Genomic DNA, 13,093 nt, shown 5'->3' on the forward strand with positions numbered 1-13,093 from the left:
GCCCCTAGTCGAATCGGAAGGACAGGATGGTGATGTCGTCGCGTTGCGGGTGCTCGCCCTGGTACTCGGCGAGCGTCGCCACGAAGGCCTCGGCCTGCTCGGGGAGCGGCTGCCGCGCGTGGTCGCGGAGCATGTCGGCGAAGCGCCGGCTGCCGAAGCCGAAGCCGTGTTCGCCGCCGGCCTGGTCGAGGAAACCGTCGGTGCTCAGGTAGAAGGTCCAGCCCGGCGCCAGCGGTACCTCGATGTTGCGGTAGTCGCCACGGCGCTTGTCGCCGATCGCCCGGCGCGCGCCCTTGAGTTCCTGGACCTCCTCGCCGTCGCTGGCGTACAGCGAGATCTTCGCCCCGGCGAAGGCCAGCTGGCGGCGCCGGCGGTCGACCCAGACCAGCCCGGCATCCATGTTGGTGGCCAGCGCCTGGGGGATCTGCTCCTGGCTGAGCATGCTGCGCATCGCCTGGTCGGTCTCGCCGAGGATCGCCGCCGGGTCGCGGCTGCCCACCGCCTCGATGGCGTGGTCGATGGCGGCGCGGGCGAGCATGGTCATCAGCGCGCCGGGCACGCCGTGACCGGCGCAGTCGACCACGCCGATCAGGTAGCCGTCGGTCTGCTCGCGGTACACGTAGAAGTCGCCGCCGACCACGTCGCGCGGTTTCCACAGGATGAAGTGATGCTCGCCGAGGGTGGCGCTGAGCTGGCGGTCGGGGAGGATCGCGCGCTGGATGAGGCTGGCATAGTCGAGGCTGTCGCCGATCTTCTTCTGCGCGGCGGCCATCTCGCGGTTGGCTTCCTCCAGCGCCTGGGTGCGCTCCTGGACCTTGTCTTCCAGCTCGGCGGTGTGCCGGCGGACCTGGTCGGCCATGCTGGCGAAGGCCTTCGACAGCGAGCCGATCTCGTCCTGGCGCGCCAGCGGCAGCGGCGTGTCGTAGCGCCCGGCGGCGATCGCCTTGGCCGAGCGCTTGAGGCTGCGCAGGGGGCGCAACAGCAGGCGCTCGACGGCATAGGCGAAGCCCAGCAGCAGGGCCACCAGCAACAGCAGGAACGTGCCCGCCAGCGGCCAAAGCCAGCGGTTGTCGAGGACCTGGGCGGCGTGCAGGTCGACGGCGGTGAGCACGTACCAGCGCAGTTGGGGAATGTAGGCCACGGCGAAGAGTTGCTGGCGGCCGTCGAGGCCGGCCCACAGGCAGTGCACCGAGCCGGCCTTGGCGCGGGCCAGGCGCATGGCCTCGCGCAGGGCGTCGCGCTGTTCCGGCTGGTCGAGCAGGTCGAACACCCGGTGGCGTTCGCTGGCGCCGCCGGCGGCGGAGCTGTAGGCGATCAGGCGGCGGTCCGGGTGGGCCTGGATGGCGCCGTCGTCGCCGACGATCATCGGCGTCACGCCCGGCTCGCGGGCGATGATGAAGTCGTCGAGGAAGCCGCTCAGGTCCAGGCCGCTGCCGGCCAGGCCGATGGGCCGGCCCTGGTCGCGGATCACCAGGTTGAACCAGACCTTGGTCAGGTTCAGCTTGCTGTCGACATTGACGTTGATGTTGTAGGCGGCGCTGTTGCGCAGGGTATTGAAGTACCAGGCGTCTTCCGGGTCGCCGGCCTCCAGGGTGTAGCGCGGCCGTTCGCTGTAGGGTTGGCGGCCGTCGTTGAAGTAGTAGTGGTGGGAGCCGCTGGCGATGATGAAGTAGGCGTGGTCGCGGAAGTCGCCGCGGTAGCCCTCGGCCTCGCGGAAGAACAGCGCGCGGCGCGCCGGGTCGTCTTCCTTCAGCAGCCAGTCGCGGGTCACCACCGATTCGGCGAAACGGCGCGACAACGCCAGTTCGCGGGAGACCGGGGCGAGGATCTTCTGCCGGTGCAGCAGGGTGAAGTTCTTCGCGTAGGCCAGGCCGAAGTGCGTACGGATGTCGTCCATCGCGCGCCAGCCCAGCAGCACCGCCGGGACCAGTGCCAGGGCACAGGCCAGCAACAGCGCCACCACCGATTTGCCGCGCAACCCCCAGTTCGCCGCCATGGCTATCCCTATCAGTTTCTCGCCCGGCCCGCGGCCGAAATCATGGATCGAAAGCGTGTGTCGAACTTTTGGCGAAAGGGCCAATTGTGCAGATGTGCATTATTTCAGGCAACGTAATTTGGTTTTATTTCGCCATTAATTTGACGTCACAATGATGGCGAGCAGGCAAAGGCCCGTGGTTCGGGCCTGTCGTCGGCGGGGTCTCGGCGGGGGAGGTTGCGGGGGGCGGCGAAAAAGCGCAGCGGGCCGGCCAGGATCCCGCTCAGAGGCGGTTGCCGCTGCCGCGCCGGGCGGCTTGCTGGAGCAGCGCGGCGGCGATCCGTTCGAGCGGCAGCACGTCTTCCGCGGCGCCCAGTTCCACCGCTTCGCGGGGCATGCCGTAGACCACGCAGGTAGCCTCGTCCTGGGCCAGGGTGTAGCCGCCGGCCTGGCGGATCGCCAGGAGCCCGCGCGCGCCGTCCTTGCCCATGCCGGTGAGCAGGCCGGCGAGCAGGTTGCGCCCGGCGCAGCGAGCCAGCGACTCGAACATCACGTCCACTGCCGGGCGGTGGCCGTTGACCTGCGCCTGGCGGTTCAAACGCACCACGTAGTTGGCGCCGGAGCGCTGCACCTCCATGTGGTGGTCGCCCGGCGCGACCAGGGCGTGGCCGGGCAGTATGCGGTCGCCGTCGCGCGCTTCGCTGACGCTGAGCCGGGTCAGGCGATCCAGGCGCTCGGCGAAGCTGCGGGTGAAGCCGGGAGGCATGTGCTGGGTGATGACCACCCCGGGACTGTGCGCCGGCAGGCCGAGCAGCACTTCCTTGAGCGCCTCGGTGCCGCCGGTGGAGGCGCCGAGGGCGATGATCTTCTCGGTGCTGAGCAGCGGCGCCGCGCTTTCCGGCGGCGCCGGCGCGTCCGCCGCACGGCGGCGCAGGCGGGCGCGGGCGACGGTCTTGAGCTTGGCGCGGATTTCCTCGGCATAGGCCTGCATGCCTTCGGCGATGCCCAGCCGGGGCTTGGCGATGAAGTCCACCGCGCCCAGTTCCAGCGCGCGCAGGGTGGCTTCGGAACCGCGCTCGGTGAGCGAGGAGATCATCAGCACCGGGGTCGGCCGCGCCTTCATCAGCTTGTCGAGGAAGGTCAGGCCGTCCATTCGCGGCATTTCCACGTCGAGGCTGATCACGTCCGGCGCGTGCTGCTTGATCAGGTCGCGGGCGACGAAGGCGTCCGGCGCGCAGCCGACCAGGCGCAGCTCCGGGTCGGCCTGGATGATCTCCTTGAGCAGGCTGCGGATCAGGGCGGAATCGTCGACGACCAGGACACTGATGGGCATGGCGGGCTCTCCCGGAGAGTCAGAACAGGTCGATGGGGCCGCCGTCCGCGTTGCGGTCGATACGGCGGCGGTAGTCGCGTTCACGCTGCAGCACGGTGTCGTTCTTCAGCTCCACCAGGGACTTCACCAGGACCCGGCCATTGCGCGGGAAGAAGTAGATCTTGCGCGGGAAGGCCTCCAGCACGTCGCTGGCGAGCAGCGGGATACGCTCGGTGGCCAGGTAGTCGAGGGTGAACTCGACGTTGCGCTGGCCGATGGCGGCGCTGATCTGGCGCAGTACCGAGCCGCCGCCGAAGACCTTGGCCTGCAGGCGCTCGCGGCTGGCGCCGAGGGCCAGCATGCGGTTGATCAGCAGTTCCATGGCGTGGCTGCCGTAGCGCGCCGACGGCGAGGCCGGGTCGCCGCCGAGGCCGCGCTCGGGGAGCATGAAGTGGTTCATCCCGGCGATGCCGTTGAGCGGGTCGCGCAGGCACACCGAGACGCAGGAGCCGAGCACGGTGACGATCACCAGGTCTTCGCCGCTGGCGAAGTATTCGCCGGGCAACAGCTTCACCGCATCGCAGGCGAAGTACGGATCGTAGTAGCGGTTCAGCGGCGCGCCTTCCCGGGCCTGGAGATTCATCGCGATCAGGCCGGGCTGTAGACGGTCTGGCCGACGGAGCGCACCAGGTGGCTGGCGTGGACGAAGTTCTCCGAATGCCCGGCGAAGAACAGGCCCTCCGGCCGCAGCAGGGCCACCATGCGTTCCAGCAGGCGGGTCTGGGTCGGCTTGTCGAAGTAGATCATCACGTTGCGGCAGAAGATCGCGTCGAGTTCCCCGGCGATCGACCAGTCTGCCTCCAGCAGGTTGATCTGGCGGAACTCCACCAGTTGCCGCAGTTCCTCCACCACCCGCGCCTTGCCGGCGTTGGGCCCGGTGCCGCGGAGGAAGAAGCGTTTCTTCAGCGGCGCCGGCATCTGCTCCAGGCGCTCCAGCGGATAGACGCCCTGGCGGGCGCAGTCGAGCACTCCGGTATCGATGTCCGAGGCGACGATCTTCACCGGCGGATCGAAGCTGCCCAGCGCCTCCACCAGGGTGATGGCGATCGAATAGGGTTCCTCGCCGGTACTCGCCGCCGCCGACCAGATGCGCAGCGGGCGATGCCGCTGCAACTGGCGGCGGGCGAGGTCGGCGAGCAGGGGGAAGTGGTGGCGTTCGCGAAAGAATGCGGTGAGGTTGGTGGTCAGCGCGTTGACGAACAACTGCTGCTCGCCCGGCTCGCGGTCGAGGTGGGTGAAATATTCGGCGAAGCTGCCGAGCCGCAACAGGCGCAGGCGCCGCGAGAGGCGGCTATAGACCAGTTGCGCCTTGCTCTCGGCCAGGCTGATGCCGGTCAGCCGGTAGAGCCGCTCGCGTACTTGCTGGAAGTCCTCGCGGGTGTAGTGGAACTCCTGGTTGCCGAACACCGGCGAAGGCGTGGAGGTGGGCATTGGCGTCGGGTTTCCCTGGTCGACCCTAAGGGCTTGCCGCCCTCCGCCTGGCGGAGGCGCGGCGTGGTCTCAGAACTCTTCCCAGCCGTCTTCCTTGCGCGCCTTGCTGGCCCGCGCCATGCCGCTGCGGGCCAGCGGCGCCGGCGCGCTGGGGCGTGGCGCGGACGGCCGCGCGCTGGCGAGCTGGACCACGCTCGGCGGAGTGTCCAGCCTGAACACCGCCACCGACTGGTTGAGCAGGCCCGCCTGCTCCTGCATGGCCTCGGCCGCGGCCGCGGCTTCCTCCACCAGCGCGGCGTTCTGCTGGGTCATGTCGTCCATCTGCGAGACCGCGCTGTTCACCTCTTCGATGCCGGTGCTCTGCTCGGCGGAGGCGGCGGCGATCTCCGACATGATGTCGGTGACCCGGCGGATCGCCACCACGATGTCGCTCATGGTCTGTCCGGCCTGGGCCACCAGGGTGTTGCCGTTCTCCACCTTGTCCACCGAGTCGGAGATCAGCGTCTTGATCTCCTTGGCCGCGGCGGCGGAACGCTGGGCGAGGGTGCGCACTTCCCCGGCGACCACCGCGAAGCCGCGGCCCTGCTCGCCGGCGCGGGCTGCCTCGACCGCGGCGTTGAGGGCGAGGATGTTGGTCTGGAAGGCGATGCCGTCGATCACCCCGATGATGTCGGCGATCTTGCGCGCCGACTCGTTGATCGAGGACATGGTGCTGACCACCTTCTGCACCACGGTGCCGCCCTGGGTCGCCACTTCCGAGGCATTGGCCGCCAGCGAGTTGGCCTGGCGGGCATTCTCGGCGTTGAGCTTCACCGTGCTGGTCAGTTCTTCCATGCTCGAGGCGGTTTCCTCCAGGCTCGACGCCTGCTGCTCGGTGCGCGCCGACAGTTCGGCGTTGCCGCTGGCGATCTCGCTGGCGGCGGTGTTGATGGTGTCGGCGGCCTCGCGAATCTGCCCGAGCATCCGCGACAGGCTTTGTGCGGTGTCGTTGGAGAAATCCTTGAGCTGGCCGAAGGTGCCCTGGTAGTCGGCCTCGATGCGCTGGGTGAGGTCGCCCTGGGCCAGCGCCCCGAGCATCCGCGAGACGTCGCGCAAGCCGCGGTCGGCGGTATCCACCAGGCTGTTCAGGTCCTTCGCCAGCCTGAGGAAGAAGCCTTCCTTGCCGGCCTCCTCGACGCGCTTGCTGAAGTCGCCGGCCGCCGCCGCCTGCACCAGTTGCGAGACTTCCTGCTCGGCGCGGTGTTCCTCGGTGCGGTCGGTCCATTGCACGGCGGAGCCGAGGCGTTCGTTGGCGTCGTTGAACACTGGCACCACATCGAGGGAGAAGCGCCGGCCGCCGAGGTTGAGCTCGGCCTTGTGCACGCCGGTGAGGTTGGCCAGCAGGTGCCGCTGGTGCGCCGGATTCTTGTGGAACACGTCGATGTTGGCGCCCATCAGGCGGCCGGCGTCGAAGTTCGGCAGTTGCTTGCGGATATCCGCTTCGGCGCGACCGAGCATCTCGCTGACGGTGCGGTTCATGTAGATGATGTTGAGGTCGTTGTCGGCGATCATCACGTTGGCCGAGACGTTGTCCAGCGCGCTCTTGATCCGCGCGTTGTAGGCCGCCGTGGCCAGTTGCGCCGAGGTCGCCTCGGCGGCCCCGCGCAGGCGTTCGCGAACGCCGTCGATGGCTTCGGTGATCTGCGCCTTCTTGCCCGGCAGGCGGTCCATCAGCGGCTCGAAGTTGCCCTGGCCGTAGGCGGTGACCACGCTGACCACCTTCATCTTCACCGCGATGTGCGCGGCCACCAGTTCGTTGACGCCCTTGGCGATGCGCGCCGCGCGACCTTCCAGGCGTTCGGCGGGAATCGTCTGGTCGATCCAGCCGGCTTCGTGCTGGCGGCTCATCTCCGCCAGCCCCGCCTCCAGGCTTTCCACCTGCTGGAGTTCGGCGCGTTGTTCGCGCAGTTGCCGCTGCAGCGCCCGCAGGCTGTCGTAGAGACGCTCGTAGCCGGGCGCCGGGGCCTCGCCGACGGCGGTGTCGAGCTGGCCGTCGGCGAACGACTGGAGGAGCGTGGCGATCCGGTCGGCGCGTTGCTGCGCCACCGCATGTGCATTGAACAGACCCATTTCGATATCCCCTGCCTATCCCTCGTTGGCGCCGCTCAGGCCGCGGCTTCGTCGACCAGCGCCATTTCGCGGCTGGTCATCAGTCTCTCGATGTCCACCAGGATCAACATGCGCTCGCCCGCGGTGGCCAGGCCGAGCAGGTATTCGGTGTCGAAGCTGGCGCCGAACTCCGGCGGCGGCCTGATCGCGTCGCCGCCCAGTGCGATCACGTCGGATACCGAGTCCACCACCACGCCGACGATGCGCCGGCCGATGTTGAGGATGATCACCACGGTGAACGGGTCGTAGGTGACCTCGGCGAGGTGGAACTTGATGCGCAGGTCGACGATCGGCACGATCGCCCCGCGCAGGTTGATCACGCCCTTGATGAAGGGCGGCGCGTTGGCGATCGCGGTGACCTGGTCGTAGCCGCGGATCTCCTGCACGCGGAGGATGTCGATGGCGTACTCCTCGCGGCCCAGGGTGAAGGTCAGGTATTCCTGCGCCGGGCCGTTCGCCTGGCTTGCCTCAGTGCCGTTCATCGGCGGTGTCCTCCCGCGCCGCCAGGCGTGGCAGCGCATCGACGTCGAGAATCAGGGCGACGCTGCCGTCGCCCATGATGGTGGCGCCGGCGATACCCTCCACACGGCGAAAATTCTGTTCCAGGCTCTTGATCACCACCTGCTGCTGGCCGACCAGTTCGTCCACCTGCAGGGCGAAGCTGCGCCCCTCGGACTCGAGGATCACCACGATGCCCTGCTCCGGCGCCGGCGCTTCGCCGCCGATGCGCAACAGCTCGTGCAGGCTGAACAGCGGCAGGTACTCGCCGCGTACGCGGATCATCGCGTTGTCTTCGCCGCCGAGGCCGCGCACGTCGTCGCTGCGCGCCTGCAGCGACTCGACGATGTAGGTCAGCGGAATCACGTAGTTGACCGCTTCGACGGCGACGATCAGGCCGTCGAGGATCGCCAGGGTCAGCGGCAGGCGGATGCCGATGCGAGTGCCCATGCCGGGCGCCGAGTCGATGTCGATGCGCCCGCCCATGGCACCGATGTTGCGCTTCACCACGTCCATGCCGACGCCGCGTCCGGACAGCTCGGTGACCGCCTCGGCGGTGGAGAAGCCGGGCATGAACACCAGTTGCCAGACCTCGGCGTCGCTCATCCCGTCATGCACCGGCAGGTTGCGCTCGCGGGCCTTGGCGAGGATACGCGGACGCGACAGGCCGCGACCGTCGTCGGAAACCTCCACCACCACGCTGCCGCCCTGGTGGCTGGCGGCGAGCTTCACCGTGCCGCTCGCCGGCTTGCCGGCGGCGAGGCGTTCGGCGGGCGTTTCGATGCCGTGGTCGATGCTGTTGCGGACGATGTGGGTGAGCGGATCGCTGAGTTTCTCGATCACGCTCTTGTCCAGTTCGGTGTGCTCGCCGTGCAGGTGCAGCTCGACCTGCTTGCCCAGGCGCGTGGCGGTGTCGCGCACCAGCCTGGGGAAGCGGCTGAAGATGAAGTTGATCGGCAGCATGCGGATCGACATCACCGACTCCTGCAGGTCGCGGGTGTTGTGTTCGAGCTGGGCCAGGGCGTGCTGCAGGCGCTCGTGGCGGCTCGGGTCGAGCTGCTCGCCGAGCTGGCCGAGCATGGCCTGGGTGATCACCAGTTCGCCGACCAGGTTGATCAGGCTGTCGATCTTTTCCACGCTGACCCGGATCGAGCCGGACTCGCCGTCGCCACGCACGGGCGCGACTGCGCCCCTGGCCGGCGCGGCGACGGCTTGCGCGGGCGCACTGGGCGCGGCGGGGCTGCCGGGGGCGCCGTCGAACAGGCCGAAGGCGCGTTCCTCCGCCGGTGGGGAACCCGGTGCCTCATCGAAGAGGCCGAACGCTTCGCTCGCGGCCGGTGCGCCGGGCGCCTCGTCGAAGAGCCCGAACGCTTCCGGCGCGGCCGCTCGTTCCGGAGCGCCCGGGCCTTCGTCGAAGAAGCCGAAGGCATCGTCGTCCGCGGTTTCCCTGGCGGGCGCGTCGTCGAACAGGCCGAAGCCTTCCTCCGCCGCTTCCTGCTCCGGCACCCGCAGCCAGCCGCGCAGCCGCTCGACCGTCTCCAGTAACGGCACCCCGGGGTCGGGACTGCCGCTGCGATGGGCGTCGAGCAGGCGCTGCAACACGTCGCGGGCTTCGAGGAAGGAACTGATCATGTCCGGCCGCAGGTGCATCTGGCCGCAGCGGATGCGGTCGAGCAGGGTCTCCAGTTCGTGGGTGACGGCGGTGATGTCGTCGAAACCGAACATTCCGCTGGAACCCTTGATCGAATGCGCGGCGCGGAAGATGCCGTGCAGCGTCTCGCTGTCCGGCCGGTCCAGGTCGAGACCGATCAGGAGGAGTTCGAGGGTGGCCAGGTGTTCCTCGGTTTCCTCGAAGAACACCTGGAGAAACTGGCTCATATCCTGGGGCATGGGACCTCCCCCGCGGGGGAACGGGAATCAGGGCAGGACCTTGCGCGTCACTTCGAGCAGTTTCGGCGGGTCGAACGGCTTCACCAGCCAGCCGGTGGCGCCGGCGCTGCGCCCCTGCTGCTTCATCGCGTCGCTCGATTCGGTGGTCAGCATGAGGATCGGCACGCTGCGGTAGCCGGCCAGGTTACGCAGGCTGCGGATCAGCGACAGGCCGTCCATGTTCGGCATGTTCTGGTCGGTGAACACCAGGCTGTAGCTCTTGCTCTGGGCCTTGCCGAGGCCTTCCTTGCCGTCCGCGGCCTCGTCCACCTCGTAGCCGGCGGACTTCAGGGTGAAGCTCAGCATCTGGCGGATAGACGCCGAGTCGTCGACGATCAGAATCGGTTTGCCCATGGTCTTGCGTCCTCACGGTGTCCCTACCGCAGCGCCAAGCTCGGCGGCGAAGGTGGTGTGTGCCAGGTGGCTGTGACGGAGGGCTCTGATGGCCCTTTGCTAGTTCCAGTAAAGACAATGTCCGGTGGATTTCAATTATTGGCGCCGGTTTCTCGTCGGATAGTTATCCGGTTAGACGGATTGGCTATCGATACCCCTCAGAACAATTCCACTTCGCCCACGTTGACGCTGTTCTGGCTCACCGGGCTGGGCAAGGGCCGGCGCAGTTCCTCGACCTCCCGTGCGACCCGTTCGGGCCATTCCTGGCGCGGTCGCGCCTCCAGCGCGCCGAGGCCGAGGGCGAAGGCGCCAAGACGCGCATGGTGCTTGCGCATCTGGCCGAGCAACTGGCTGCCCATGTCCTGGAATTGCAGGGCGGTGACCGCCGCGTCGACGCCCTGGCCGACTTCCAGCGAGAGCCGGTCCAGTTCGTGGATGACCTTCAGGGTGTGCCGATTCATCGCCTCCAGGTCATCGAGCATGCCCTGGATCTTGTGCTTGGAATCGAGGGCGAAGGACATGTCCTTGTCGGCCAGTTGCGAGATCGCGCTCTCGGCGTCCTGGATCTCGTGGTGGACCACGTCGACGTGCTTGCGGATGGCGGCGGAAAACTCCGTGGAGCGGGTCGACAGCGCGCGCACTTCATCGGCGACCACGGCGAAGCCGCGGCCGCTCTCGCCGGCTCGGGCGGCCTCGATGGCGGCGTTGAGGGCGAGCAGGTTGGTCTGCTTGGCGATGGCGTCCATGTCCTGGGTCGACTGCAGGATCTCGGTGATCTTCAGCCGCACCTGGTCCATGCGTTCCACCAGTTGCTGCGAGGTCCGGCTGGTTTCCAGGGTAGCCTCGACGAACAGGCTGAGGGTCTGCTGGGTGGTCCTGACGAAGTCCTGGAAGTTGATGCCTTCGTCGACCTGGCCGCGCCCGTCGTAGCGCTCGATCAGCGAATGGGACAGGCCGCGCTGGGTATCGATGCGTTCGGCGAGGCCGTGGAAGCTGTCGCTGAGCTGGCGGATCGCCGAATGCAGCAGTTCGTCGATCTGCCGGGCGTGACCGTCCAGTTGCGCGGTTTCGTCGGCGAGCGCCCGTTGCGCCGCGCTCCAGGCCGGCGAAGCGGTATCCGCCTGCGGGTTGGCATTCGCTACCGCTTGCCGAGGGGCGCGCAGGAGGAGGACGAGCATGGCCAGGCTGGCGAACCAACCGAGCGCCAGGACCAGCCAGACGCCGAGGCCGACGGCATGCAGCCCGGCGCACAACGCCCAGGGTAGGGAAAGCAGGCCCAGCTTCAGCAGCAGGGGCCGGGATGGTAACGAAACACCGAGGGACTCGCGCATGCTGCACTCCATGTGCCGGATCGGAGCAGGGCTTCCAGGCGGTCCCTCGGGACCGTGCGGAAGACGCCTTCCAAGCTCGTCGGCGGCGTTTTCTAAAACTAGAGTCCCAATCGGTAATGTCAAACTGCCGTTTTTCCGGCGAGGCCGGTGCCAGGGCCTTTTCCCGTTTGCCGAGGCGACGGATGGCTGGCGCTAGCCGGTTGGGAAGGCGGAGAAGCGCCGGGCCAGGTCCTGGCGGCGGAAGTAGTCGACGACGAAGTCGACGAAGACCCGGGTCTTGGCCGGTAGCAGCTTGTTCGCCGCGTAGTAGAGGCTGGTGTTGCCGGCGTCGACGTACCAGTCCGGCAGGACCCGCACCAGGGCGCCGGACTCCAGGTAGGCATAGGCGTGCTGCATGCATACCAGGGTGATGCCCAGGCCCATGGCGGCGACCTCGCAGGTGGCTTCCGGGTCGCTCATGGTCATGCGTTCGCGCAGCTCTATCGGCGCCTCCTCGCCGTTGCGCCGGCGCAGCGGCCAGGAGCGCACGCGGCCGGTCTGCGGCGAGCGGATGCGGATCCCGTCGAAGCCGCCCAGGTCGCCTGGATGGCGGATTGGCGGCTTGTCGCGGAGGTAGGCGGGCGAGGCGAGGAGGATCAGGTGGCCCGGCGTCAGGTTGCGCGCCACCACCCCGGGAGGCAGTTCGAAACCGCCGCCGATGGCGGCGTCGAAGCCTTCGCCGATGAGGTCCACCTGGCGATTGTCGAAATGCCAGTCGGGCACGATGTCGGGATAGCGTTCGAGGAACTCGCCGAGCAGCGGCAGGATGTAGTCGCGGCCGAAGGCCAGCCCCATGCTGACCTTCAACGTGCCGCTGGGTTGGTTGCCGACGCTGGAGACGTTGGCGAGAGCGGTCTGGATGCCCTCCAGGCTGCCGCCGACCTCTTGCAGGAAACGCTCCCCGGCTTCGGTCAGGGTCAGGCGCCGGGTGCTGCGCTGGAACAGGCGCACGCCGAGGTTGCTTTCCAGGCGGGCGACGTTCTTGCCCACCCCGGCCGGCGTCAGGCCCAGACGCCTGGCGGCCTCGGCGAAGCTACCGGCCTCGGCGCTGCGGACGAAGCACTGGATGTTGCTGAGGGTTTCCATGGGAAAGGGCCCGCATAAACCATTGGTATCGGCTGAATATAGCGATTACCCGCTACCAGGTCTGCAATGGACGACGGAAACTCGGGGCCTGTCTATCCACTCCGATGGAGATTTCCATGTCCGTATCCTCTGCATCCCTCGCCGGCAAAGTCGCCTTCGTCCAGGGCGGTTCCCGCGGCATCGGCGCCGCCATCGTTCGTCGGCTGGCCGCCGAAGGCGCCAGCGTCGCCTTCACCTACGTCAGCTCGGCGGACAAGTCCCGGGCCCTGGCGGCCGAACTCGAAGGCGCCGGAGCCAGCATCCTGGCCCTGCATGCCGATAGCGCCGACGCGGCGGCGCTCGTCGCCGCCGTCGACGAAGCGGCGGCTCGCTTCGGACGCATCGACATCCTGGTCAACAACGCCGCCGTCCTCGCCCTCGGTTCGGTGGAAGAGCTGCCGCTGGCCGACTTCGAGCGGACCCTGGCGATCAACGTGCGCAGCGTCTTCGTCGCCACCCAGGCGGCGGTCAAGCACATGGGCGACGGCGGGCGGGTGATCAGCATCGGCAGCACCAATGCCGAACGCATGCCGTTCGCCGGCGGCGCCACCTACGCGATGAGCAAGTCGGCGCTGGTCGGCCTGACCAAGGGCCTGGCCCGCGACCTCGGCCCGCGCGGGATCACGGTGAACAACGTGCAGCCGGGTCCGGTGGATACCGACATGAACCCGGACGACGGCGACTTCGCCGAGGCCCTCAAGGGCCTGATGGCGCTGCCGCGCTACGCCCGCAGCGAGGAAATCGCCAGCTTCGTCGCCTACCTGGCCGGGCCGGAAGCGGCCTACATCACCGGGGCCAGCCTGACCATCGATGGCGGTTTCTCGGCCTGACCCGGGTCGCCTCGTTCCACCC

Annotated in this window: 11 protein-coding genes; 1 reads left to right on the plus strand and 10 read right to left on the minus strand. The window is 68.3% G+C overall.

All coding sequences use genetic code 11. The features are described 5' to 3' along the window. Positions 1-4: 4 nt before the first annotated feature. The 10 genes from siaA to JHD77_RS26550 all read right to left on the minus strand — a co-directional run bounded on the left by siaA (position 5) and on the right by JHD77_RS26550 (position 12,202). Complete coding sequence (gene siaA / locus JHD77_RS26505) at positions 5-1,996, minus strand: biofilm regulation protein phosphatase SiaA (protein WP_030047852.1); 1,992 nt, start codon at positions 1,994-1,996, stop codon at positions 5-7. Between the two features lie 262 nt (positions 1,997-2,258). Continuing rightward, entirely contained in the window at positions 2,259-3,308 is a 1,050-nt protein-coding gene (locus JHD77_RS26510) for a protein-glutamate methylesterase/protein-glutamine glutaminase (protein WP_003083922.1), read from the minus strand. 19 nt (positions 3,309-3,327) lie between these two features. Further along, positions 3,328-3,930 (minus strand): chemoreceptor glutamine deamidase CheD, encoded by a 603-nt coding sequence (gene cheD, locus JHD77_RS26515; RefSeq protein WP_003102220.1) that lies wholly within the window; start codon positions 3,928-3,930, stop codon positions 3,328-3,330. A gap of 5 nt (positions 3,931-3,935) precedes the next feature. Beyond that, entirely contained in the window at positions 3,936-4,778 is an 843-nt protein-coding gene (locus tag JHD77_RS26520) for a CheR family methyltransferase (protein ID WP_003102222.1), read from the minus strand. A 69-nt stretch (positions 4,779-4,847) separates the two neighbouring features. Then, positions 4,848-6,887, minus strand: a complete 2,040-nt coding sequence (aer2, locus tag JHD77_RS26525; RefSeq protein ID WP_003112650.1) for an aerotaxis transducer Aer2 — start codon at positions 6,885-6,887, stop codon at positions 4,848-4,850. 35 nt (positions 6,888-6,922) lie between these two features. After that, positions 6,923-7,408, minus strand: a complete 486-nt coding sequence (locus JHD77_RS26530; protein WP_003083938.1) for a chemotaxis protein CheW — start codon at positions 7,406-7,408, stop codon at positions 6,923-6,925. Further along, a complete protein-coding gene (locus tag JHD77_RS26535; RefSeq protein ID WP_003162954.1) occupies positions 7,395-9,314 on the minus strand; it encodes a chemotaxis protein CheA in 1,920 nt (639 codons plus the stop codon). The genes JHD77_RS26530 and JHD77_RS26535 overlap by 14 nt, the downstream gene beginning before the upstream one ends. A gap of 27 nt (positions 9,315-9,341) precedes the next feature. Then, on the minus strand, positions 9,342-9,707 hold the full coding sequence (locus tag JHD77_RS26540; protein ID WP_003083943.1) for a response regulator: 366 nt from the start codon (positions 9,705-9,707) through the stop codon (positions 9,342-9,344). Positions 9,708-9,904: 197 nt separating this feature from the next. Further along, complete coding sequence (gene cttP / locus JHD77_RS26545; RefSeq protein ID WP_369700423.1) at positions 9,905-11,089, minus strand: trichloroethylene chemotactic transducer CttP; 1,185 nt, start codon at positions 11,087-11,089, stop codon at positions 9,905-9,907. 180 nt (positions 11,090-11,269) lie between these two features. After that, positions 11,270-12,202 (minus strand): LysR family transcriptional regulator, encoded by a 933-nt coding sequence (locus tag JHD77_RS26550; RefSeq protein ID WP_003083951.1) that lies wholly within the window; start codon positions 12,200-12,202, stop codon positions 11,270-11,272. Positions 12,203-12,318: 116 nt separating this feature from the next. Here JHD77_RS26550 and JHD77_RS26555 point away from each other — a divergent pair, with 116 nt between their 5' ends. Beyond that, on the plus strand, positions 12,319-13,071 hold the full coding sequence (locus JHD77_RS26555) for a 3-oxoacyl-ACP reductase family protein (RefSeq protein ID WP_003106691.1): 753 nt from the start codon (positions 12,319-12,321) through the stop codon (positions 13,069-13,071). Positions 13,072-13,093: the final 22 nt, after the last annotated feature.

Source organism: Pseudomonas sp. P20 (assembly GCF_016463925.1).
Taxonomy (GTDB): Bacteria; Pseudomonadota; Gammaproteobacteria; order Pseudomonadales; family Pseudomonadaceae; genus Pseudomonas; species Pseudomonas aeruginosa.